The sequence below is a fragment of the Crossiella cryophila genome (assembly GCF_014204915.1).
GTDB classification, from domain to species: domain Bacteria; phylum Actinomycetota; class Actinomycetes; order Mycobacteriales; family Pseudonocardiaceae; genus Crossiella; species Crossiella cryophila.
Genome location: NZ_JACHMH010000001.1, coordinates 7,400,399 through 7,426,643, shown reverse-complemented (window position 1 = coordinate 7,426,643; position 26,245 = coordinate 7,400,399). Strand labels below are relative to the sequence as shown.

Below are 26,245 nucleotides of genomic sequence, written 5' to 3'. Positions count from 1 at the left end.
GTGTGCGCTGTGAGCGCTCTCTGAGCTGCCGGAACGCCGACCGGCGGCGCAGCGAGCGGTGTTCTGCCGGTTCGGGCCCGCCGTCCTTGCCGGAATCACCGCCGATTCCATTCGACCGAATGGTTTGACTCTGTTTCCGAGCGTGGTGGAGGCCCCCGCATGTGCGGAATTACCGGTTGGCTCGCGTTCAACCGTGACCTGAACCAGGACCGGGCGGTCCTGGACGCCATGACCGACACGATGTGGTGCCGCGGACCCGACGACGGCGGCGTGTGGGTGCGCGAGCACGTCGCGCTCGGCCACCGCCGGCTGGCGATCATCGACCTGGCCGGTGGCGTGCAGCCGATGACGCTGGAGACCCCCGAGGGTGAGATCGCGCTGACCTACAGCGGCGAGGTCTACAACTTCGCCGTGCTGCGCGAGGAGTTACGCGCGCTCGGCCACGAGTTCGGCACCACCAGCGACACCGAGGTGGTGCTGCGCGGCTACCTCGAGTGGGGCACCGACTTCGCCGAGAAGCTGCATGGCATGTACGCCTTCGCGATCTGGGACGGCCGGGTGGACAAGCTGGTCCTCATCCGCGACCGGCTGGGCATCAAGCCGCTGTACTTCTACCCGACCCAGGACGGGGTGCTCTTCGGCTCCGAGCCCAGGGCGATCCTGGCGCACCCCGACGCCGAGGCGGTGCTGAACCTGGTGGGCCTGCGCGAGATGTTCGGCGCCTGCAAGACGCCGGGACACGGTGTGTGGACCGGGATGCACGAGGTCCGGCCGGGCGGTCTGGTCGAGTTCGACCGGGACGGGCAGCGCGAGCGGATCTACTGGCGGCTCACCCCGCGCGAGCACACCGCGGATCTCGAGACCACCATCGCCGAGATCCACGACCTGATCAGCGAGATCACCCGCGACCAGCTGGTGGCCGACGTGCCGCGGTGCGTGCTGCTCTCCGGCGGGCTGGACTCCAGCTCGCTGACCGCGGTGGCCGCGCGCGAACTGGCCGGGCAGGGCGAGCGGGCCCGCAGCTTCACCGTGGACTTCACCGGGCTGACCGAGAACTTCCAGGCCGACACCATGCGCGGCACCCCGGACGCGCCCTACGCCCAGGCCGTGGCCGAGCACGTCAACTCCGAGCACCAGGCCATCGTGCTGTCCCCGGACGCCATGCTGGATGCGGAGACCCGCTCCTCGGTGGTGGCCGCCCGCGGTTTCCCGATCGGCATCGCCGATGTGGACGTCTCGCTGTACCTGCTGTTCAAGGCGATCAAGGAACGCTCCACCGTCGCGCTCTCCGGTGAGGGCGCGGACGAGGTCTTCGCCGGCTACCCGTGGTTCCACGTGCCGGCCATCCGCGAGGCCGAGATCTTCCCGTGGATGGTGCCGCTGGTGGAGATGCTGGAGGAGGCCGAGGTCGACGAGGTCCTCAACGACGACCTGTCCGCGGCGCTGGACATGGAGACCTACATCCAGGACCAGTACCAGGTCGCCATCGCCGAGGTGGACCGGCTCGAGGGCGAGTCCGACGAGGAGCACGCCACCCGGGTGCTCAAGTACCTGCACCTGACCCGGTTCCTGCCGTTGCTGCTGGACCGCAAGGACCGGATCAGCATGGCGGTGGGCCTGGAGGTGCGGGTGCCCTTCTGCGACCACCGGCTGGTCGAGTACGTCTACAACGTGCCGTGGGAGATGATGACCTTCGACGGCCGGGAGAAGAGCCTGCTGCGCGCGGCCACCGGCCCGCTGCTGCCCGCCAGCGTGGCCGAGCGGGTCAAGAGCCCGTACCCGGCCACCCAGGATCCGCGCTACGCCGCGGAGTTGCAGCGGATGGCCAAGGAGTTCCTCGCCGCCGACAACCACCCGGTGTTCTCGATCATGAACCGGAAGTGGATGGAGGAGACGGTGGCGATGGATCCGGTCGGCATGCCGGAGGTGGTGCGGGAGAACCTGGACCGCGCCATCGACGTGGCCACCTGGCTCGACATCTACCGCCCAAGGCTTGATCTGGGCTGATCACCGGGCCCGTGCGGGGAACTCTGGGGAAGTCCCTACACCCGCACGTGTACCAACGGCAGTAGGAAGCAGCCGATGGCGCGAGGAGCCGTTATGAGCAGTGGAACCGGGACCCCGGCACTCCGCAAGCCAGACCAGATCCTGCGCCATCGGCTGGCGCGCTCGGCCGGTGAGGTGGCGGGTACCGCTTCCTCGCCGACCGATGTGCGTGACTGGGTGTACGAACGCGGTCTGGTGCAGACCCATGAGGTCGAACTGATCGCCTTCGACGAGATGGACCGCTGGGCGTTCAACCCCGACAGTGGCGACCTCGGCCATGACACCGGCCGGTTCTTCAGCGTGTGCGGATTGAAGGTGGAGACCAACTCCGGCCCGATCCCGACCTGGACCCAGCCGATCATCAACCAGCCCGAGATCGGCATCCTGGGCATCCTGGTCAAGGAGATCGACGGGGTGCTGCACTGCCTGATGCAGGCGAAAGCCGAGCCGGGCAACGTCAATGGCGTGCAGCTGTCCCCGACCGTGCAGGCCACCAGGAGCAACTACACCAAGGCACACGGCGGCGCGTCAGTGCCGTATCTCGACTACTTCCGCGACTTCGCCCGCCACCGCGTGCTGGCCGATGTCCTGCAGTCCGAGCAGGGATCCTGGTTCTACCGCAAGCGGAACCGGAACATGATCGTGGAGGTGGACGAGGAGGTCGAGGTCCTCGACGACTTCGCCTGGGTGACCCTCGGCCAGCTCAACCAGCTGCTGGCCGAGGACGACTTCGTGAACATGGACGCGCGGACTGTGTTGTCCTGCATGCCTTCCGGCTTCGAGGGCGGCAACGACAGGGTCGGCGACGGCCTGGCCTCCGCGATCGCCCGCTCGTGTGATCCCTTTGCAGGCAGCATGTTCTCGCCCGCGGAGGTGCTGAGCTGGATCACGTCCCGGCATTCCGAGACGCAGCTGAGCACTGAGCTGATTCCGTTGCACGCGGTGGAACACTGGCGGCGGACGAGTCATGAGATCCAGCACGAGAGCGGCGCGTACTTCAGCGTGGTGGCGGTGCGGGTCAAGACGAACAGCCGTGAGGTGTCGGGGTGGACGCAGCCGTTGATCCAGCCGCATGGGCTGGGGATGGTGGCGTTGCTGGTGAAGAACGTGGACGGGGTGCTGCACGCGCTGGTGAACGCCCGGGTTGAGCCGGGGTATCTGGATGTGGTGGAGCTGGCTTCCACTGTGCAGTGCAGTCCGGATACTTATACGAAGCTGGGGATGGAGCATGCTCAGCCGCCGTTTTTGGATTATGTGCTGAAGGCCGATCCTCGGCGGGTGCTATTTGACACGGTGCTGTCGGAGGAGGGTGGGCGGTTCTATCATGCGCGGAATCGGTATGTGATCGTGGAGGTGCCGGAGGATTTTGGGGGGGAGGGGCTGCCGGATTATCGGTGGTTGACCTTGCACCAGATCAATGGGTTGTTGCAGCACAGTCGGTATGTGAACGTTGAGGCTCGGAGTCTGTTCGCCTGTCTTCGCGGCTTGCGCTGAGGTTCTTTGGTTGGCGGGTTGGGTGTTGTGGGGCACGAGCGGAAGATCAAGATCAAGGGCGTCCTCGCCGGACGGGCAGGAATCAAAGGATGGGGGGAGGTTCAAAGTCAAGGGCAGAGAGCAGTGCTCGTGTGCGGTTCCCCATCCCCGTCAGCCTTCCGATACCAAACCACATCCCGGGCGCACAGACCGTTGCGGTTGAGAGGCTAGGGCTGCGGCGGGTTGCGGTCTGCGCACCCGGGATGCGGTGTGTCCTCTCCAGGCTGACGGGGATGGGGAACCGCTCGGGAGATGTTTGAAAAGCCACCCCGTCTGTTGGTGTTCGGGCTTCGCCCGGTCGCGGCTTGTGGGAACCGCCTAGCCGCAGCGTTCCCGGGCTTCGCCCGCTTGCCCCCAACGCTCACCGCTCCGGGCTCCGCCCGCCCACAACGGCCAACAACCCGTACAACAACGGCCAACACACCGTACGACAACGGCCAACACGCCGGTGGGGTGAACCCCTCGTCGGTGTGTTGGCCGTTGTGGACGGTGTGTTGGCCGGAATGGGACGGTGTGTTGGCCGTTCTTGTACGCCGTGTTGGCCGTTGTCGCACGTGGGTCGCCTGGAGCTGCCTGGGTGTCCGCCTCTGGGCTTCGCCTGGCTCCCCGCCTGGCCACAACCGCCCACGTGGCGTCCCGAGCTGGCAAACACTCGGGTCAGGGGGGTGGTTACTGGGGAAAACCGGGTGCGGGGTGTGTGAGAAAGGTACCTGTGTTGTCTTCCGGAAGGTGCTGGGGATGAGTGCGGACGACCGGCGGCCGATCCTGTTCGTGAGCAGGCCGGAGAGTGGGTTGCTCAACCCGATGCTGGTGCTGGCCGGTGAGTTGGTCGACCGGGGGGTGCCGGAGGTCTGGTACGCGACTGATGAGACTCGGCGGGAGCAGATCGAGGGGCGGGGGCTGAAGTTCGTCTCGTTGGGGGCTGGGCCGCCGGAGTTGTCGCTGTCGACTATGGATGATGCGGCTTACTCGCGGTTCGCGAGTCGGTCCAAGTTTGTTTCGCATCGGGAATCTTTGCAGATGGTCATGCAGCCTAAGTTGATGGCTGAGGAGTATCGGCGGCTTACGGCCGCGGTGGATGAGCTGAAGCCGGCGTTGATGGTGATCGAGAGCGCCAGTGGGTTCGCGCATGCTCTCGCCATCGCGCGGAAGATTCCGTTTGTGGCCACGTTGCCGTTCCTGCCCAGTCACTCGTACGCGTCGTGGGTGCCGTTGATGGCCAAGTCGCACCTGCCGAAGCACTTCCCTCGGCCCAACACGGGGTTGCCGTTCCCGATGAACCCGCTGCAGAAGTTGCAGAACTTGTTCTTCGGGTTGCGGACGTTGGCCATGTACATGGGCAAGAAGATGCGGCCGCACCTGACGGAGTACGTGAAACTCCAGCAGGAGGCGGGGATCCGGCGGGAGGACACCCGGGCGGACGGACAGGTCACCGAGTCCAAGTTCGTGATGGCGTTCTCGGTGGCGGAGGTGGACTTTCCGTTTCCTCGGCCGGAGGGGTTGCGGTTGACGGGGGCCATGGTGCCGCCGTTGCCGGAGGCGCCGGGGGCGAATCCGGTGAGTGAGTGGCTGGATGCGCACGATTCGGTGGTGTACATCGGGTTGGGGACGTTGCAGCGGCTCAGCCGGGATGAGGTTGCCGGGATTGTGGAGGTGGCGAGGAAGCTGAACGGTCGCCACCATGTGTTGTGGAACTTGCCCAAGGAGCGGCATGAGTTGTTGCCGCCCGCTGCGGAGTTGCCGCCCAACTTGCGGGTGGAGTCCTGGTTGCCTTCGCAGTTTGATGTGTTGGCGCACCCTAGTGTGAAGGTGTTCTTCACGCATGCGGGTAGCAATGGGTTCCACGAGAGTCTGTACTTCGGCAAGCCGATGGTGACCCGGCCGATGTTCGCCGACTGCCATGACATCGCGCGGCGCGGGGAGTCCTTCGGGCTGAGCCTGACGGTCAACCGGCCGCACCTGATCGAACCCGAGGACATCGCCGCGAAGCTGACCAGGGTGCTCACCGAGCCCTCCTTCCGGCAGGCCGCGGAGCGCATTGCCGCGGTCCAGCAGGCCGCCGGTGGGCGGGAGCGTGGCGCCGACCTGATCATGGAACTGGTCAACGGCGAACTGGAACCGGCGCCGCAGGCCCTGCGGTCCCCCCACTGATCGCCCGGCCGAGGAGACCAGCGATGGAGTACACCACCCTGGGGCGGACCGCGTTGCGGGTCAGCCCGATCTGCTTCGGCACGCTCAACCTCGGCGTGCGCACCACCGAGCAGGAAGCGGTGGAGCTGCTCGACCTGGCGCTGGAGCGCGGGGTCAACTTCCTCGACACCGCCAACCTCTACGGCTGGCAGAAGCACAAGGGCTACACCGAGGAGCTGCTCGGCGACTACTTCGCGCTCGGCGGGCTGCGCCGGGAGAAGGTGGTGCTCTCCACCAAGGTCGGCAACCCGATGACCGACCTGCCCAACGACTCCGGGCTGTCCGCGCGCAACATCATCGCCTCCTGCGAAGCCTCCCTCAAGCGGCTGCGCACCGACTGGATCGACGTGCTGTTCATGCACCACATCGACCGGTCCGCGCCATGGGAGGAGGTGTGGCAGGCGATGGAACACCTGGTGGCGCAAGGGAAAATCCGCTACGTCGGGTCGTCCAACTTCGCCGGGTGGCACCTGGTGGAGGCGCAGGCCAGTGCCAGGGAACGGAATTTCCTCGGTCTGGTCGCGGAAAGCTGTGTGTACAACCTGGTCACCAGGGCGGTGGAGCTGGAGCTGATCCCGGCCGCGCAGAAGTACGGACTGGCCGTGCTGCCCTGGTCGCCACTGCACGGCGGGCTGCTCTCCGGCGCGCTGCGCAAGATGGCCGAGGGCTCGGCGGTCAAGACCGCGCAGGGCCGGGCGCAGGTGGCCATGCCCAAGCACGGGGACGCCATCGCCCGCTACGAGAAGCTGTGCGAGAGCCACGGGCTGGACCCGGCCGAGGTCGGCATGGCCTGGGTGATGAACCAGCCGGGGGTGACCGCCCCGGTGATCGGACCGCGCACCGCCGAGCAGTTGATCGGCGCGCTCAACGCGATGGAGCTGGAACTGCCAGCGCCATTGCTGGAAGAGCTGGAACTGATCTTCCCGCCCGTCGGCAACGGCGGACCGGGGCCCGAGGCATGGGCCTGGTAAGTCTACTTAGGACGGAGTTCGGCTGTGCGGGTACTTTTCGTCAGCTTCCCGGCTGCGGCGCACGTCTACCCGATGGTGCCGCTGGCCTGGTCGTTGCAGGCCCAGTGCCACGAGGTGCGGGTGGCGGTGCACCCGTCGATGGCGCACGAGGTCGGCCAGAGCGGCCTGCCCGCGATCGCCTTCGGCTCCTGCGACAACGAGCGCATGCAGGCCATGCTGGAGTTCAACGCCAACCTGCACGACCTGGAGGACCTGGACAACGACCTGGCCATCCGCGGCGAGGAGGACGAGCCGTGGCACAAGGCGTGGCTGACCCTGGTCGGCGCGTTGTCCTTGCACACGCCCGATCTGCCTGAGCTGGTGGCGCTGTGCCGGGACTGGAAGCCGGACTTGGTGCTGTGGGACCCGCTCTGTATCCAGGCCGCGGTGGCCGCCGAGGCCACCGGCATCCCGCACGCCCGGCTGCTGTGGGGCCAGGACAACGTGGGCTGGCTGTGGGAGCGTTACTCCCGCCGCGAGCCCACCGACGACATGATCATCGAGGGCTCGCTGGACTGGATGATGGCCCCGATGCTGGAGCCCTACGGCCTGGAGTTCAGCGAGACCCAGATCCTCGGCCAGTCCAGCATCGACCAGCGGCCGGCCGGCTGGCGGATCCCCACCGACATCGACTACCTGCCGATGCGCTGGGCCCCCTACAACGGTGGCGCGGTCACCCAGGAATGGGCGACCACCCCGCCGCCGCGGCCGCGGGTGGTGATGACCTTCGGCACCTCCGGGCGTGGCCGGTTGTTGTTCCACGTCAGCGGATCCAGCTTCGAGGACACCGTGCGCACGCTGTGCGAGCTGGACATCGAGCTGGTGGTCACGCTGGACAAGACCAAGCCGATCGAGAACCCGCCGGAGAACCTGCGGATCATCGACTACGTGCCGCTGAGTCAGATCCTGCCCACCTGCGCGGTGATCATCAACCACGCCGGCGAGGGATCGGTGATGACCGCGGGCGTGCACGAGGTGCCGCAGCTGCTCTGCCCGGTGCCCAACTGGGGTGAGCACAACGTGGCGCGCGGGGTGGCCGCCACCGGCAACGGGCTGGTGCTCGCCGCCGAGGACTTCACCCCGGAGAAGGCCAAGGCGGCCTTGTCCCGGCTGCTCACCGAACCGGGGTTCCGCGAGGGCGCGGCCCGCTTCCGGCAGGAGCTGGACACCCTGCCTTACCCCGCTGAACTGATCCCACTGCTGACCGAGCGCGTTCGCGCGCACCAGGGCGGCGGGGCGCCCGGACGAGCTGACACGGAGAGATGACCTATGGGCACCGAGTACGGACACCGCCAGGCAGCGATCTACGACGTGGTCTACGGCACCCGCAACGGCAAGGACTGGGGCGCCGAGGCCGAGATGCTGGCGACCAGGATCAAGACGTTGAAGCCGGGCGCCAGCTCGGTGCTGGACGTGGCCTGTGGCACCGGCAACCACCTGGTCACCATGGCCCAGCACTTCGAGGTGGCCGACGGCGTCGAGCTGTCCGCCGGCATGTGCGAGGTGGCCAGGACCAAGCTGCCCGCGGCGGACATCGTCGAGGCGGACATGCGCGAGTTCGACCTCGGCAAGCGCTACGACGCGATCACCTGCATGTGTTACAGCATCGCCTATCCGACCTCGGTTGGTGAGCTGAAGACGGTGCTGAGCCGGATGGCCGCGCACCTCAACCCCGGCGGCGTGGTCATCGTCGAGCCGTGGTGGACGCCGGAGACCTTCCTGCCCGGCTACTTCGCCGCCTCGGCCTACCAGGACAGCGAGCAGGCCATCACCCGCGTCTCGCACACCGTCAAGGACGGCAACACCAGCCGGATGACCATCCACTACACGGTGGCCGACCACACCGGCGTGGAGAGCTTCACCGAGCTGGACGTGCTGTCGCTGTTCCACATCAGCGAGTACACCGACGCCTTCGAGTCCGCGGGCCTGAACGTCCAGTACCACCCAGGCCCCCCGACCGGCCGGGGCCTGTTCGTCGCGACCGCGCCGAACTGACCCCACCCCACCGGCGTGTTGGCCGTTGTCGTACACAGTGTTGGCCGTTCTGGTACGCCCCGGTCCAGCGCAGGCGTACCAGAACGGCCAAAACGGCGTACAAGTTCGGCCAACGTGGCGTACGAGAACGGCCAACACTCGGTGGGTGGGGACCGTCTAGGTAGGGAGGGGATTTGATGGCCAAGATCAATGTGTTCCAGCCTTCGCTTGGGGCGGAGGAGGCCGCGGCGGTCGCGGAGGTGTTCGAGAGCAACTGGCTCGGGTATGGGGCGCGGGCGGCGGCCTTCGAGGCCGCGTTCGCCGCGCACCTCGACGTGCCTGCCGAGCAGGTCTTCCACATCAACAGCGCCACCTCCGGGCTGTTCCTGGCCATCGAACTGCTCGGGCTGGGGCCCGGTGACGACGTGGTGCTGCCCTCGGCCCACTTCGTCGCCGCGGGCAACGCGGTCGCCGCTTCCGGCGCCCGGCCGGTGTTCTGCGATGTGGACCCGCACACGATGAACCCCAGCGCCGAGCACATCGCCGCGGCGCTGACCCCGGCCACCAAGGCGGTGCTCACCCTGCACTTCGGCGGCCAGCCCGGCGATATCGAGGCGGTCGCCAAGCTGTGCCGGGAGCGCGACATCACGCTGATCGAGGACGCCGCCTGCGCGGTGGCCTCCACTGTGGACGGTCGGGCCTGCGGGACCTTCGGCGACATCGCGGTGTGGAGCTTCGACGCGATGAAGATCCTGGTCACCGGCGACGGTGGCATGTTCTACGCCCGTGACCCCGAGGTGGCGGCCAGGGCCAAGCGGCTGGCCTACTTCGGGCTGGGCAAGTCGGCCAGCGGGTTCGTCAAGTCCAAGGCCCGCGCCCAGCGCTGGTGGGACCTGGAGATCGAGGAGTTCGGCCGCCGGATCATGGGCAACGACATCACCGGTGCGCTGGGCAGCGTGCAGCTGGCCAAGCTGCCCGGGTTCGTCGAGCGCAGGCTGGAGATCGCCGCCGCCTACGACCGGCTGCTGGCCGACGTGCCGGGCGTGCGCACCCCGCCGCCGCTGCCCGCCGGACACCGCAGTTCCGGCTACTTCTACTGGATCCAGTGCGAGACCGCGCTGCGCGACCGCATCGCCGCCGACCTCCTCGCGGCCGGCGTGTACACCACCTTCCGCTACCCGCCACTGCACCGGGTGCCGATCTACGGCGCGGTGGACGCCGACCTGCCCGGCACCGAACTGGCCGCGGAGACCACCATCCTGCTGCCACTGCACCAGTCCATCTCCGATGACGACGTGGCCGTGGTGGTGGACTCGGTCAAGGCCAGCGTGGCCGCGCTCGCGCCGGTGACCACCTCCTGAAAGACCCGCCAGGTTCTCGCCCGGACCTGGCTCATCCGGCACACCGCCGGGGCGGCGCCCTACCCTGCCCCGGCGGTGTGCCGTGTACCCCGAACGAACCAACTTTCCCCCCTGGACACTAAGGATTTCCCCTTCGCAGCTACGTGAGACTCGGTGTACCGGTCCCAGAGCAACCGCCCCGGGAAGAAAGGTTTCACCTTGTCAAAGCAGCCAGTTGACCTGGAATCCCTCCGTGTCCCCGCACTGACCGACAACCCGGTCATGCTCGCCATGCTGGCGGAGAAGCCGCTGTGGCGGGTTCGCACGTCCACCGGCGACGATGCCTGGTTGGTGCTGGGGTTCGAGGAAATCCGTGCGCTGCTCGTGGACAGAAGGATTGGCCGCACGCACCCGGATCCGCGCAACGCGCCCCGGGTTTATGACAACTCCATGCTGGAAATGGCCGCGACCGAAGTCGGTGACATGGACCCGAGGGAGGTCCACGCCGAGGTCCGCGGGCTGGTGGCGCCCTACTTCTCGCGCAAGCGAATGGTGACGCTGCGGCCCCGGGTGCAGGCCGTGGTCGACGAGGCGATCGATCGGATGCTCAGCGCGGGTCACCCGGTAGACCTCCGTGCCGAGTTCGCCATGCCGGTGCCAGGACTGGTGCTGTTCGAGCTGATCGGCGTGCCCGTTGACGCCAGGGCCAAACTGCTCGAACTGCTTGATGTCATGCACCGCATGGACGCCACCGAGGAAGAACGGATGGCGGCGTTGTCCTTCCTGGCCGAGCTGGCCGCGGAGAAACGCCGAAATCCCGGCGATGACTTCCTCTCGGCGCTGTCCGACCGGGTGGATGACTGGAACCTCGCCTCGCTGGCGATCATGCTGATCTTCGCCGGACACGGCAGCACCTCGGCCGCCGTGGTGAACGGAACACTGCGCCTGCTCACTCGTCCGGACCTCCGCGAGGAACTGATGAGCAAGCCGGAGCTGATGGCCACCGCCATCGAGGAACTGCTGCGCACCAACAACGTCGGCGGTCTGTGGCTGCCGCACTACGCGCAGGAGGACATCGAGATCGCCGGGGAGACCATTCGCGGCGGCGACCTCGTGTTGCCGGACTTCGGTGTCGGCAACTTCGACCCCAGCGCGTTCCCGGACGCCGAGCGGATCGACCTCCGGCGAAATCCCAATCAGCACCTGACGTTCGCGCACGGGGCGTGGCACTGCGTCGGGGCTCCGCTGGTGCGGATGGAGCTGGACGTCATCTTCACCACCTTGTTCACCCGGATTCCGACCTTGCGACTCGACGCGGAGCTACAAGAGGTGCTGGGCGTGGGCGCGGACGACGATCGGTTCGCCGTGAGCGTCGATTCGCTGCCCGTGGCCTGGTAGCTCACCGAGTCCCCGACAACACCAGGTGCCGATGGACAACGAACAGAAACTCCGCGACTACCTCAAGCGTGCCAGCGCCGACCTGCAACGGACCCGGCGGCGCCTGCACGAGCTTGAGGCGGCCTCCCACGAACCGATCGCCATCATCGGGATGGCGTGTCGCTACCCCGGCGACATCACCTCTCCCGAGGATCTGTGGCGACTGGTCGAGTCAGCGTCCGACGGGGTCGGCAGCCTCCCGGCCGATCGCGGCTGGTACCTGGACGAGGGCGGTTCCGCCTCGCCCATCTCCGGCGGCTTCCTCTACGACGCACCGATGTTCGATCCGGAGTTCTTCGGCATCTCCCCGCGTGAGGCGCTGGCCATGGACCCCCAGCAGCGGTTGCTGCTGGAGGTGTCCTGGGAAGCGATGGAACGCTCCGGGCTGGATCCGCTCACCCTCAAGGGATCCAGCACCGGGGTGTTCGTCGGCGCCATCCCGCAGGACTACCGGCTCGGCCCGCGCGACAACGTCGGCGGGTACGCGCTCACCGGCACCACCTCCAGTGTCCTGAGTGGACGGCTGGCCTATGTCTTCGGACTGGTCGGCCCGACGCTGACCGTGGACACCGCGTGTTCGACCTCCCTGGTCACGCTGCACCTGGCGGCCAGGGCACTGCGCGCGGGGGAGTGCTCGCTGGCGCTGGCCGGCGGTGTGACGGTGATGTCCAGTCCCGGCACCATCACCGAGTTCAACAAGCAGGGCGGGCTGGCCGCCGACGGCTACTGCCGGTCCTTCTCCGACGACGCCGACGGCACCGGCTGGTCCGAGGGCGTCGGCGTGCTCATGCTGGAACGCCTTTCCGACGCCCGCCGCAACGGCCACCGGATCCTCGCGGTGGTCAGCGGTTCGGCGGTGAACTCCGACGGCGCGTCCAACGGACTGACCGCCCCGAACGGTCCGTCCCAGCAACGCGTCATCGAGGCCGCGCTGCAGGACGCGCGGCTGGCCCCGCGCCAGGTCGACGTGGTGGAGGCGCACGGCACCGGCACCCCACTGGGCGACCCGGTGGAGGCCGAGGCGCTGCTGGCCGTCTACGGCCGGGACCGCGACCGTCCGCTGCTGCTGGGGTCGATCAAGTCCAACCTCGGCCACACCCAGTCCGCCGCCGGCGTGGCCGGTGTGATCAAGATGGTGCAGGCCATGCGGCACGGCCTGGCCCCGCAGACGTTGCACGTGCGCAGGCCCACCGACCAGGTGGACTGGACCGTCGGCCGGGTGGAGCTGCTCACCGAGGCCACCCCGTGGCCGGAGACCGGGGAACCGCGCCGCGCGGGCGTGTCCTCCTTCGGGCTCAGCGGCACCAACGCGCACGTGATCCTGGAGCTGGAGCCGGAGGAGGAGCAGGCCACCGAGCCCGCGCCGGAACCCAAGCCCGATCCCAAGACCTGGCCGGTGCCACTGCTGGTGGCCGGTCGCACCGCGGACGCGCTGCGTGCGCAGGCCGCGAACCTGGTGGCCCGCCTGGATTCCGAACCCGGGCTGAGCACCACCGACCTGGCCTACTCCCTGGCGGTGTCGCGTTCGCCGTTCGAGCACCGCGCCGCACTGGTGGTGGCGGACATCGAGGCCGCCCGCGCCGGACTGGCCGAGCTGGCCGAGGGCGCCGCGGTCGGCAGTGTCGTGCACGAGCGGCCGAAGCTGGCCGTGCTCTTCGCCGGGCAGGGCTCGCAGCGACTGGCCATGGGCCGGGAACTGCACAGCCGCTTCCCCGTGTTCGCCGAGACTTTTGACGCGGTGCTGGCCGAATTCGACCCGCTGCTGGACACCCCGCTGCGCGAGATCGTCTGGGGTGAGGACGCGGAACTGCTGTCCCGCACCGGATTCGCCCAGCCCGCGATCTTCGCGGTCGAGGTGGCCCTGTTCCGGCTCCTGGAGTCCTGGGGCGTCAGCCCGGACTTCCTGGCCGGGCACTCCGTCGGCGAGATCGCCGCTGCCCACGTGGCCGGGGTGTTCTCGCTGACCGAGGCCGCCACCCTGGTCGCCGCCCGCGCGCGGCTGATGCAGGCGCTGCCCGCCGGGGGCGCGATGGTCGCGGTGGACGCCACCGAGGCCGAGGTCCGCCCGCTGCTGGCCGGACGCGAAGCGCAGCTGACCCTGGCCGCGGTGAACGGGCCGCGGCACGTGGTGCTCTCCGGCGACGAGGACGCGGTCACCGAGATCGCCGCCACCTTCGCCGAACAGGGCAGGCGCACCCGCCGCCTGCACGTCTCGCACGCCTTCCACTCCCCGCACATGGACCCCGCCGTGGCGGAGTTCCAGCGCGTGGTCGAGGGCCTTTCCCCGCAGCCGCCCCGAATCCCGGTGGTCTCCACGGTCACCGGCGCGCAGGCCACCGTGGCCGAACTGACCAGTGCCGAGTACTGGGCCGGGCAGATCCGGGCCACCGTGCGCTTCGCCGACGCGGTGTCCTGGCTGCACGAGCACGGCGTCCGCGCCTTCCTGGACCTGGGCCCGGACACCACCATCGGCACCCTCACCGAGAGCAGCCTGGCCACCGCCGACCCCGCGCCCGCGATCACCTCGGTGCTGCGGCCGGACCGCGGCGAGGTCGAGGCGATCACCACCGCGCTCACCGTGCTGCACAGCAGCGGCGTGGCCCTGCGCTGGGCCGCCTACTTCGACGGCATCAACGCCACCGAGGTGGACCTGCCGACCTATCCGTTCCAGCGCAGGCGGTTCTGGCCGCGCGACGGCTACCGCGCCGATGTCGGCAGCGTGCGTTCGGCCGGGCTCAGCGCGGCCCGGCACCCGCTGCTGGCCGCCACCGTCTCGCTGGCCGGGTCCGAGGGCACGCTGCTCACCGGGCGGCTGGCCGTACGCGATCACCCCTGGCTGGCCGGACATCGGGTCGGCGCCGACGTGGTGCTGCCCGGCGCGGCCCTGATCGAACTGGTCACCCGCGCGGCCGACGAGGTCGGCTGCGACAACATCCGCGAACTGACCACCACCACGGCCCTGCGCCTGCCCGGCGACGGCGGCGTGCAGCTCCAGCTGCAGATCGGCCCGGACGAGGACGGGCGGCGCGAGGTCGCCGTCTACTCCCGCCCGGACGACCAGGACGACCTGCCCTGGACCAAACACGCCACCGCCATCCTGGAACGCGGTGGCCTGGACGGGCTCGCGGGCGAGACCGAGTGGCCGCCCGCGGGCGCGGAACCCGTTGACGTGTCCGGGTTGTACGCGGGCATGGGCGAGGGCGGCGTCAACTACGGGCCATCCTTCCAGGGCCTGCGGGCCGCCTGGAAGCTGGGCACCGAGGTCTTCGCCGAGGTCGAACTGCCCGCCGAGGTGGCGGGTGACGCGGCCGAGTTCGGGCTGCACCCGGTGCTGCTGGACTCCGCACTGCACGCCGCGCACCTGGCCGAACTCGACGCCAGTGTGCAGGGCGGTCTGCCGTTCCACTGGGAAGATGTACGCCTGCACGCGGCGGGTGCTCCGGCCGCGCGAGTGCGGCTGACGCCCGCCGGTGACCGGATCTCGCTGACCATCTCCGACCACACCGGCGCGCTGATCGCCGCGGTCGGCGCGGTGGTACTGCGCACGCCGAGTGGCAGCGCGCCGGTGGCCACCGGCAACCTGTACCGCCTGGACTGGACCGAAACCGGCGAACAGCCCACCACCCCGGCCCGGATCGGCCTGCTCGGCCCGGACCACTTCGACCTGGCCGCACTCCTTGACCTGCCCCTCGCCGCCGACCTGGACAGCCTGGCCGAGGGCGAGATGCCCACGGTGGTGCTGCACCAGGCCTGGACCGAGGAATCGCCGCGACCCGGTGCGCACGAGCTGACCGCGTCCGCGCTGGCCCGGCTGCGGGATTGGCTGGAGGACAGCCGATTCCCCGGCGCTGAGCTGATCGTGGTCACCCGGGGCGCGACCGGCGCGGTCACCGACCCGGCCGCCGCCGCGGTGTGGGGCCTGGTGCGCACCGCGCAGGCCGAGCACCCCGGCCGGTTCCGGCTGCTCGACCTCGACCCCGGCGCCACCGATTCCGCCGAACTGGTGCGCACCGCACTGGCCGGTACCGAACCGCAGCTCGCCTTGCGGGACAACAAGATCCTGGCCGCCCGACTGGCACGGGCGATCCCGGCCGAGGACGCCCCGGCGGCCTGGGACGAGAACGGCACCGTGGTCATCACCGGTGGCCTCAGCGGCCTCGGCGCGGTGCTCGCCCGCCACCTGGTCACCAGCCGCGGCACGCGGTCCCTGCTGCTGCTCAGCCGCAGCGGACTCGCCACCGCAGGTGCCGAGAACCTCGTCGCCGAGCTGACCGAACTCGGCGCACTGGTCACCGTGGCCGCCTGCGATGTCGCCGACCGCGACTCGCTTTTCGCTGCGCTGCAACAGGTTCCGGCCGAGCACCCGATCACCGCCGTCTGCCACTCCGCGGGCGTGCTCGCCGACGGCGTGATCTCCACCCTCACCGCCGAGCAGCTCACCGCCGCGCTGCGGCCCAAGGTCGACGGCGCCTGGCACCTGCACGACCTCATCGGCGACACCGCCACCCTGGTGCTGTTCTCCTCCCTGGCCGGCCTGCTCGGCGCGCCGGGACAGGGCAACTACGCCGCGGGCAACGCCTTCCTGGACGCGCTCACCGCGCACCGCCGCACCCTCGGCCTGCCCGGCGTCTCCCTGGCCTGGGGACCGTGGGCGGAGACCGCGGGCATGACAGCCGAACTCGGTGGCGCACAGGTCCAGCGCCTGCGCAGGCTCGGCACCCCGCCGCTGGCCGAGTCCGACGGCCTTGCCCTGTTCGACCTCGCCGTCACCGCCGGGGAACCGGTGCTCGCGCCGGTGCGCCTCGATTTCGGCGTGCTGCGCTCGGCCCCCGAGGTGCCCTCGGTGCTGCGCGGCCTGCTCGGCCAGACCCGCCGCCGGGTCACCGCCGGACCGCTCGGCGGCCAGCGGCCCAAACAGCGCGCCGTGCTCGGCAAGCGCGAGGCCACCGACCTGGTGTCCCAGCAGATCGCCGCCGTCCTCGGCCACACCGACGGCACCACCATCGACCCCGGCCGCCCACTGGCCGAACTCGGCTTCGACTCGCTCACCGCGGTCGAACTGCGCAACCGGCTCAGCGCCGCCACCGGCCTGCGCCTGTCCCCGACCCTGGTGTTCGACCACCCCAACCTGGGCGAACTCGTCGAACACATCCTCCGCGAAAGCGGCTCGGTCGCCGGACCGGTCGCCGTCTCGGCCGTGCCCTACGGCGCGGTCAGCGACGACCCGATCGTCATCGTCGGCATGGGCTGCCGCTACCCCGGCGGCGTCAGCTCCCCCGATGACCTGTGGGGCCTGCTCGCCGAGGGCCGGGACGCCATCACCGGCTTCCCGGACAACCGCGGCTGGGACCTGGCCACCCTCTACCACCCGGACCCCGACCACCCCGGCACCGCCTACACCCGCTCCGGCGGCTTCCTGCGCGACGCGGGCCAGTTCGACCCGGCCTTCTTCGGCATGGGGCCTCGTGAGGCATTGGCCACCGACGCCCAGCAGCGCCTGCTGCTGGAGGTCTCCTGGGAGGCCATCGAACGCGCGGGCATCGACCCTCGGCGGTTGCGCGGCAGCCGGACCGGCGTGTTCGCCGGTGTGATGTACGGCGACTACGGCGCACTGCTCGCCGGTGCGGACTTCGAGGGGCACGCGGGCACCGGCACCTCCGGCAGCATCGTCTCCGGCCGGGTGTCCTACGCACTCGGCCTGGAAGGCCCCGCGGTCACCGTGGACACGGCCTGCTCCTCCTCGCTGGTCGCCATGCACTGGGCCATGCAGGCCCTGCGCTCCGGTGAGTGCACCCTGGCGCTGGCCGGTGGCGTCACCGTGATGGCCACGCCGGGTGCGTTCATCGAGTTCTCCCGGCAGCGCGGGCTGGCCAAGGACGGGCGCTGCAAGGCGTATTCCGACTCCGCCGACGGCGTGAGCTGGGCCGAGGGCGTCGGCGTCGTGGTGCTGGAACGCCAGTCCGACGCCATCCGCAACGGGCACCAGATCCTGGCCGTGGTGCGCGGCAGCGCGGTCAACTCCGACGGCTCCTCCAACGGCCTCACCGCCCCCAACGGCGGTGCGCAGCAACGGGTCATCCGCGATGCGCTCGCCGGGGCCGGACTGTCCACTTCGGACGTCGACGTGATCGAGGGCCACGGCACCGGCACCGCACTCGGCGACCCGGTGGAGGCCCGCGCCCTGCTGGCCACCTACGGCCAGGACCGCACCGAACCGGTGCTGCTCGGCTCAGTGAAGTCCAACATCGGGCACACCCAGGCCGCCGCCGGCGTCGCCGGGATCATCAAGATGGTCCTCGCGATGCGGCACGGCCAGGTGCCCAAGACCCTGCACGTGGACACCCCGTCCTCGCACGTGGACTGGGCCGAGGGCGCACTGTCCCTGCTGGCCGAACCCACGGTGTGGCCGGAAGCCGATCGCCCACGGCGGGCAGCGGTGTCCTCCTTCGGGTTCAGCGGCACCAACGCGCACGTGATCCTGGAGGCCCCGCCCGCACCCGTCGCCCGGGAGATCGAGGCCGAACCGGAGATCATCGCGCCGGTGCTGCTGTCCGCACGCAGTGCCACCGCGTTGCGCCGTCAGGCATCCCGGCTCACTTCGCGAGTCACCGAGACCACCCGGCTCACCGACCTCGCGTACTCCCTGGCGGCCACCCGGTCCCGGTTCGAGCACCGCGCGGTGCTCACCGCCGCCGACCCGGCCGCCCTGCGCAAGGCGCTGACCGCGCTCGCCGACGGCGGTCCCAGCCCGGCCGTGGCCACCGGCGAGGCCAGCCCGAGCCTGCGCCTGGCCGCGTTGTTCACCGGCCAGGGCAGCCAGCGTCCCGGCATGGGAGCCGAACTGCGCCAACGGTTCCCGGTCTTCGCCACCGCGCTGGACGAGGTCTTCGCCGCGGTCGATCCGCACCTGGACCGGCCGCTGGCCGAGGTGATGTTCGCCGCGGACTCCGAGCTGCTGGACCGCACCGAGTGGACCCAGCCCGCCGTGTTCGCACTGGAAGTCGCGCTGCACCGGCTGCTGGAATCCTGGGGTGTGCGGCCGGACTTCCTGATCGGCCACTCCATCGGCGAACTCGCCGCCGCGCACGTCGCCGGGGTGTTCTCCCTGGCCGACGCCGCCAAGCTGGTGGTCGCCCGGGGCAGACTGATGCAGGCCCTGCGCCAGGACGGCGCCATGGTCGCGGTGCAGGCCACCGAGGAGGAGGTCCGCCCGCAGCTCACCGACGGCGTGGTGATCAGCGCCGTCAACGGGCCCCGCTCCGTGGTGCTTGGCGGCGACGAGGCAGCCACCCTCGCGGTGGCCGCGCACTTCGACGAACAGGGCAGGCGGACCCGGCGGCTCAACACCAGCCACGCCTTCCACACCCCGCACATGGACGGCATGCTCACCGAATTCCTTGCCATCGCAGGGGAAGTGGACTACCAGCCGCCGACCATCCCGATCGTCTCCACGGTGACCGGCCACCTCGTTGAGGACACCGAACTGTGCGCGCCGGAGTACTGGGCCGGACAGGTCAGGGCCACCGTGCGCTTCGCCGACGCCGTCCGCACCGCCGCCCGCCTCGGCGTGGCCGCGTACGTGGAGATCGGCCCGGACAGCGTGCTCTGCGCCATGGCCGCGGAAACCCTGGGCGAGAGCACCGACATCGAACCGGTGCCCGCCCTGCGCGCCAAGCGCGAAGAAGAACGCACCCTGGTCGAAGCCCTGGGACGCCTGCACATCCAGGGCGTGGACGTGGACTGGGACGCCTTCTTCGGTCCCGGCCGCACCGTGCTCGACCTGCCCACCTACGCCTTCGACCACCAGCTCTTCTGGCCGCGCGCCAGCACTCCCGTCGCCCGCCCGGCGGAACTGCGCTACCGGGCGGACTGGGCTTCCCTCGGATCCGTTGCGGTGCCTCAGCTTTCCGGGCTGTGGCTGCTGGTGGACGTGGCGGACGAGATCGCCGCGACCCTGGAAAGCCATGGCGCGCAGGTGCGTCAGCTCACCCTGGACGCCGCGCTGCCGACCCGGCTGGCCGAACTGGACCAGGACGTCGCCGGGGTACTCTCCGGCCTGCCGCTGATCGGCACGCACAACCTGTTGCGCGCCTTGGTGGCGGCCGGAGTCGAAGCTCCACTGTGGACTGTGACTCGGCAGGCCGTGTCCACTGGGACCGAAGACCTGCCGCCAAACCCCGACCAGGCAACGGTCTGGGGCTACGGCCGCGCTGCCGCGCTGGAGTTCCCGGCCGGCTGGGGCGGTCTGATCGACCTGGCCGCCGACGCCGACCCGGATGACCTGGTCCGGGCGCTGGGCGCCGGATGGCCGGGGGAGGACCAGCTCGCACTGCGTGCCGCCGGTGCCTTCGGCCGCCGACTCGTCCGGCACGAAGGCACTGAGCCGACCGCGGAACTGCCCACCAACGGGACCGTGCTGGTCACCGGCGGCACCGGCGGTCTTGGCGGCGAGGTCGCCCGCTGGCTGGCCACCGCAGGCGTCCGGCACCTGGTGCTCACCAGCCGCAAGGGCCCGGACGCCCCCGGCGCCCGCGCGCTCGAAGCCGAACTGGCCGAACTTGGTGCCACCGTTGACTTCCGGGCCTGCGACGCCGCCGACCGGAACGCACTGGCCGCCGTCCTGGACGCGGTCCCCGCCGAGTACCCGCTGATCGGTGTGGTGCACGCGGCCGGGGTCAGTGAACTGCGCCCGATCGTCGAAACCGACCCGGCCGAACTCGCCGCCTCAATGGCCGCCAAGGTGCTCGGCGCGGCCAACCTGGACGCCCTGCTCGCCGAGACCGACCTGGACCTGTTCGTGCTCTTCGGCTCCATCGCCGGAGTCGTGGGCAGCGGCGGCCAGGCCGCCTACAGCGCGGCCAACGCCTACCTGGACACGCTCGCCGAACACCGGCGCTCGCGTGGCCTCCACGCCACCAGTCTCGGCTGGGGACCGTGGGCCGAGGCCGGACTGGCCGCCGACGACACCGCCCGCGAACGCCTGGCCCGGCACGGCATGCGCCCGCTGCTCACCGGCCCCGCACTGGCCGAACTGCGCCGCGCCCTCGCCGGTGACCAGCCCGCGGTGATGGTCGCCGACATCGACTGGGTCACCTACCTCCAGGTCTTCACCTCCCGCCGCCCCAGCGCCCTGCTGGCCGGACTGGTCGAGACCGCCGCCGACGCACCCGCGTCCGGCACCGAGACCGAACTCACCGCCCGCCTCGCTCGACTGTCCGAAGTGGACCAGCTGCGGGTGCTGATCGACGTGGTCCGCGCCGAGGCCGCCGCGGTCCTCGGCCACGACAGCCCGGCTGAGCTGAACGAGCGCCGCGCCTTCCGCGACCTCGGCTTCGACTCCCTCGGTGCGATCGAACTGCGCAGGCGACTCGGCAAACTCACCGGCCGCCCGCTGTCCAACACCATGGTCTTCGACCACCCCACCCCCGAGGCGCTCGCCAAGTACGTGCGCGCCGAGATCTCCGGGGCGAGGGACGGCGTGACCGGCCCGGTGGCCAGCATCGCCGCCGACGAGCCGATCGCCATCGTCGGCCTCAGCTGCCGCTACCCCGGTGGCATCGCCGACCCGGAACAGCTGTGGCGCTTGGTCGCCGACGGCGTGGACGCCATCTCCGGCTTCCCGCCCGAGCGAGGCTGGCCCGAGGCCGCCATCTACGACCCGGACCCGGACAACCCGACCACCACCTACACCACCCAGGGCGGCTTCCTCACCGACCCGGACGCCTTCGACCCGGCCTTCTTCGGCATCTCCCCGCGCGAAGCCCTGGGCATGGACCCGCAGCAGCGCCTGCTCCTGGAGGTCACCTGGGAGGCGTTCGAGCGGGCCGGACTCGACCCGCAGACGTTGCGCGGCACGCTCACCGGCACCTACGTCGGCTCCAGCTACACCGAATACGGAGCAGGCCAAGAGGTCGACGGCCAGGTGGTCACCGGCACCATCCCGAGCATCCTCTCCGGCCGGGTCGCCTACGTGCTCGGCCTGGAAGGCCCCGCGGTCACCGTGGACACCGCGTGCTCCTCCTCGCTGGTCGCCATTCACCTTGCCGCACAGGCACTCCGCAACGGTGAGACCACCCTCGCCGTCGCCGGTGGCGTCACCGTGATGCCCAACCCTGGCCCGTGGATCGCCTTCAGCCGCCAGCGCGCGCTCGCCGCCGACGGCCGGTCCAAGGCCTTCTCCGACGAGGCCGACGGCATGGTGCTCGCCGAGGGCATCGGCATGCTTGTGCTGCAACGACTTTCCGACGCCCGCCGTGAAGGCCGCCCGGTGCTCGCGGTGATCAAGGGCTCGGCGATCAACTCCGACGGCGCCTCCAACGGCCTCACCGCCCCCAACGGCCCGTCCCAGGAACGCGTCATCCGGCAGGCCCTGGCCAACGCCCGACTGACCGCCAACGACGTGGACGTGGTCGAGGCGCACGGCACCGGCACCGCACTCGGTGACCCGATCGAAGCCCAGGCCCTGCAACGGACCTACGGCCTGGAGCGCTCGCCAGAGCAGCCGCTCTGGCTGGGTTCGATCAAGTCCAACATCGGGCACAGCCAGTCCGCGGCCGGTGTCGCCGGCGTGATCAAGATGATCATGGCGATGCGGTATGGGCAGCTGCCCAGGACCCTGCACGTGGACACGCTGTCCACGCACGTGGACTGGAGTGCCAGCGCGGTCACCCCGCTGGCCGAACCGGTCGAGTGGACGCGCGGGGACCGGCCGCGCCGGGCCGCGGTGTCCTCCTTCGGCATCAGCGGCACCAACGCGCACGTCATCCTGGAACAGGACGACACCCCGCCCACACCCGCCACCGTGCCGGTGACCCCACCGGCCGCCGTGCCGCTGGTGCTGGCGGCCAAGAGCGAGAACGCGTTGCGCGGCCAGGCCGAACAACTGTCCACAGTGGACGAATCCGCGCTTGACCTCGGCTACTCGCTGGTGACCAGCCGCTCCACCTTCGACCACCGCGCGGTGCTGATCACCGGCGCGGACGGGCACGAGGACCTGGTGCGTGCGCTGGCCGACGGCGAGTCCGCGCCAGGCGTGGTCAGCGGGGTGGCCGACATTGACGGCCGCACCCTGTTCGTCTTCCCCGGCCAGGGCGCGCAGTGGCTCGGCATGGGCGCGAAACTGCTGGACGAGTCGCCGGTCTTCGCCGCCCGGATGGCCGAATGCGCGGCCGCGCTCGACCCGTTCATCGACTTCTCCCTGCTGGACCTGGTCCGCGGCGCGGCGGACGCGCCCAGCCTGGAACTCGTGGACGTGGTGCAACCCGCCTCGTTCGCGGTGATGGTCTCCCTGGCCGCGCTGTGGCAGTCCTACGGTGTGCGACCGGACGCGGTGCTCGGCCACTCCCAGGGCGAGATCGCCGCCGCGGTGGTCTCCGGTGCGCTCTCACTCCAGGACGGCGCTCGCGTGGTTGCCTTGCGCAGCCAGGCGATCCGGCGGCGGATGGGTGGCTCCGGCGGCATGATGTCGGTGGCCCTGTCCGCCGAGGAGGTGCTGCCGCGACTGGGTGAGCACCTGCACCTGGCCGCGCTGAACAGCCCGCGCTCGGTGGTGGTCTGCGGTGTGCCCGAGGCCCTGGACGCACTCGGCGAACAGCTGGCCGCCGAGGAGATCCGGTTCCGCCGGGTCGCGGTGGACTACGCCTCGCACTCCCCGCACGTGGCCAACCTGAGCGCCGACCTGCTCACCGACCTCGCGCCGATCCAGCCCCGCGAATCCGAGATTCCCTTCTACTCCACGGTGACCGGCGACTGGCTGGACACCACCGGCATGGACGCCGAGTACTGGTACACCAACCTGCGCGAGCAGGTCGGCTTCGCCCCGGCGGTGCGCGCACTGGTCGAGGCCGGGTACCGGCGGTTCATCGAGGCCAGCAGCCACCCGGTGCTGACCATGGCCGTGCAGGAAACCGCCGACGAACTCGGCAAGCCCATCGTGGTCACCGGCACCCTGCGCCGCGAGGACGGCGGCCTGGACCGGGCACTCACCTCGGTGGCCGAGGCGTTCGTGCGCGGCGTGGACGTGGACTGGACCGCGGCCTTCGCCGGGACCGGTGCGCGGCGGGTCGACCTGCCCACCTACGCCTTCCAGCACGACAGCTTCTGGCTCGCCCCGATCATGCCCAGCACCGAGGCAGGTGCCTCCGACGACGCGGCCTGGGCCGCGCTGGAAGCCGCCGACCCGGCCGAACTGGCCGCGGACTTCGGCGTGGACCCGGCCTCGCTGGCCAGCGTGCTCCCCGCGCTGACCGACTGGCGGCGGCGACGCGGCCAGGCGGCCACGGTGGACTCCTGGCGCTACCGGGCCCGCTGGGTGCCGCAGAAGATCGGCCGCAAGGCCCAGCTGAGCGGAACCTGGCTGCTGATCACCACCGGCGCCGAGGATCCGCTCGCCGCCCAGATCGCCGAAGTCCTTGCCGCCCAGGGCGTTGAGGTCCGGCGACTGGACAGCCCCGGCACCAACCGCGACGAGATCGCGGCCCGCCTGGGCACCGAACCCGTCGCTGGTGTGCTCTCCACTCTGGCCCTCGACGAAACTCTGGTCCCCGAGCTTTCCGCTCTGCCGCAGGGCTTGTCCGCCACCCTGGCGCTCACCCAGGCCCTCGGCGCGGCGGGTGTCGAAGCCCCGCTCTGGCTGCTCACCCGTGGTGCACTCGCCATCGGCGGCTCGGACCAGGTTTCCAGGCCGGTGCAGGCCATGGTCAGCGGCTTCGGCTGGACCGCGGCCCTGGAACACAGCGACCGCTTTGGCGGCGTGCTCGACCTGCCCGCCGAACTCGCCAGCACCGACCACAACGCCATCGTGGCCGCGCTGTCCGGCGAACTCGACGAGGACCAGCTCGCCGTGCGCGGTGGCAGCCTGTACGCCCGCCGGGTCGTACCCGCGGCACCCGCGAACGGTCAGCACCGCTGGCAGCCGCGCGGCACCGCGTTGATCACCGGTGGTTCCGGCACGCTGGCCCCGCACGTGGCCCGCTGGGCCGTCGAGCAGGGCCTGGAGCACCTGGTGCTGCTCAGCCGCGGCGGTGCGGAACACCCGCGCTCGATCGCACTGCTCGGCGAACTCGCCGAACTGGGCATCGAGGCCGAGGCCGCCGCCTGCGACGTCACCGACAAGGCCGCGCTCATCGCCCTGCGCGACCGCCTGGTCAGCCAGGGCCGCGACATCCGCACCGTGATCCACGCGGCCGCGATCATCGAACTGGCCTCCATCGAGGAGACCAACCCGGCCGACTTCGACCGGGTGCTGGCCGCCAAGGTCACCGGCGCGGCCAACCTGGACGAGGTCTTCGCCGAGACCGACCTGGACCGGTTCGTGCTGTTCTCCTCGGTGGCCGGGCTGTGGGGCACCGGCAGGCACGCGGCCTACGTCGCGGGCAACGCCTACCTGCACGCCCTCGCCGAACGCCGCCGCGCCCAGGGCCTGGCCGCCACCGCGGTGTTCTGGGGCATCTGGGCCGATGACAAGGAACTGGGCCGGGTCGACCCGAGCCAGATCGTGCGCAGCGGCCTGACCTTCATGGAACCCGCGCTCGCCCTGACCGGACTGCGCGCGGCGCTGGACGCCGATGAGACCGCGGTCGCGGTGGCCGATGTGGACTGGGCCACCTACTACCCGGTCTACACCGCCGCCAGAGCCACCACGCTCTTCGACGAGATCCCCGCGATCCAGCAGCCTCAGGTGGACACGGCCGTGGCCGGTCCCGCCGCCGGTGGCGAACTCGCCACCACGCTGCTTGCGCTGGCCCCGTCCCAACGGGAGCAGAAGCTCCTCGAACTGGTGCGGGCCGAGGCCGCGACCGTGCTGGGCCACAAGTCCGGCGACGCGCTGCCCGACCACCGGGCCTTCCGCGAGGCCGGGTTCGACTCGGTGATGGCGGTCGACCTGCGCAACCGCCTCGCCAGGGCCACCGGGCTCACCCTGCCGGCCACCCTGGTCTTCGAGCACGCCAACCCGACCGCGCTGGTCGCCTTCCTGCTCGGCGAACTGCTCGGCAACGCCCCGGCAACCCCGTCCGCCGCAACGACTTCGGTCGCGGTGGACGACGAGCCGATCGCGATCGTCGGCATGGCCTGCCGCTACCCCGGCGGCGCCAACACCCCCGAGGGCCTGTGGCAGCTGGCCGTGGACGGCGTGGACGCCATCTCCGGCCTGCCCACCGACCGCGGCTGGATCACCGACGGTTTCGCCGACGCGCAGGGCGGATTCCTGCACGAGGCCGCCGACTTCGACCCCGGCTTCTTCGGCGTCTCGCCGCGGGAAGCCCTGGCCATGGACCCGCAGCAGCGCCTGCTGCTGGAAACCGCCTGGGAGGCATTCGAGCGTTCCGGCCTTGACCCGCACGGCCTCCGTGGCAGCCGCACCGGCACCTTCATCGGGGCCAGCTACACCGACTACAACGTGGCCGCGGCCGCCGCGGTGCAGAGCGAGTCCGACGCCGCCGACGTGGCCGGACACCTGGTCACCGGTGCGCTGCCGAGCATCATCTCCGGCCGGATCAACTACCTGTTCGGCTTCGAGGGTCCCTCGCTGACCCTGGACACCGCCTGCTCCTCCTCGCTGATGGCCATCCACCTGGCGGCCCGCTCGCTCAAGACCGGCGAGAGCAGCCTGGCCCTGGCCGGCGGCGTGGCGATCATGTCCACGCCCAACTCGTTCATCGGCTTCAGCCGCCAGCAGGTCCTCGCGCACGACGGGCGCTGCAAGGCCTACGCCGA

9 protein-coding genes (1 of these 9 only partly in view) are annotated in these 26,245 nt (G+C 70.5%); all 9 read left to right on the top strand.

The genetic code is table 11. The features are described from left to right. Positions 1-159 precede the first annotated feature (159 nt). Positions 160-2,007, top strand: coding sequence for an asparagine synthase (glutamine-hydrolyzing) (gene asnB / locus HNR67_RS31835; RefSeq protein ID WP_185005857.1), 1,848 nt, complete (start codon positions 160-162; stop codon positions 2,005-2,007). Between the two features lie 93 nt (positions 2,008-2,100). Then, positions 2,101-3,540 carry an NDP-hexose 2,3-dehydratase family protein gene (locus tag HNR67_RS31830; RefSeq protein ID WP_185005856.1) on the top strand — a complete coding sequence of 480 codons (1,440 nt, stop codon included), beginning with the start codon at positions 2,101-2,103 and terminating at the stop codon, positions 3,538-3,540. A 777-nt stretch (positions 3,541-4,317) separates the two neighbouring features. Then, positions 4,318-5,730: a glycosyltransferase gene (locus HNR67_RS31825; RefSeq protein WP_185005855.1), complete on the top strand. Its 1,413-nt coding sequence runs from the start codon at positions 4,318-4,320 to the stop codon at positions 5,728-5,730. A gap of 23 nt (positions 5,731-5,753) precedes the next feature. After that, positions 5,754-6,740 carry an aldo/keto reductase gene (locus HNR67_RS31820; protein WP_185005854.1) on the top strand — a complete coding sequence of 329 codons (987 nt, stop codon included), beginning with the start codon at positions 5,754-5,756 and terminating at the stop codon, positions 6,738-6,740. 24 nt (positions 6,741-6,764) lie between these two features. Continuing rightward, positions 6,765-8,045 (top strand): nucleotide disphospho-sugar-binding domain-containing protein, encoded by a 1,281-nt coding sequence (locus HNR67_RS46455; RefSeq protein WP_185005853.1) that lies wholly within the window; start codon positions 6,765-6,767, stop codon positions 8,043-8,045. Positions 8,046-8,048: 3 nt separating this feature from the next. Further along, positions 8,049-8,774, top strand: a complete 726-nt coding sequence (locus HNR67_RS31810; RefSeq protein WP_185005852.1) for a class I SAM-dependent methyltransferase — start codon at positions 8,049-8,051, stop codon at positions 8,772-8,774. A gap of 176 nt (positions 8,775-8,950) precedes the next feature. Beyond that, the gene (locus HNR67_RS31805) at positions 8,951-10,114 is read left to right on the top strand and encodes a DegT/DnrJ/EryC1/StrS aminotransferase family protein (protein ID WP_185005851.1); all 1,164 of its coding nucleotides are present in this window, start codon (positions 8,951-8,953) and stop codon (positions 10,112-10,114) included. Between the two features lie 198 nt (positions 10,115-10,312). Then, a complete protein-coding gene (locus tag HNR67_RS31800) occupies positions 10,313-11,491 on the top strand; it encodes a cytochrome P450 (protein ID WP_185005850.1) in 1,179 nt (392 codons plus the stop codon). Between the two features lie 31 nt (positions 11,492-11,522). Then, on the top strand, positions 11,523-26,245 hold the 5' portion of the coding sequence (locus tag HNR67_RS31795; protein WP_185005849.1) for a type I polyketide synthase. The gene runs 8,038 nt beyond the window's last position; only the first 14,723 of its 22,761 coding nucleotides appear in the window; it begins with the start codon at positions 11,523-11,525; the stop codon falls past the right edge of the window.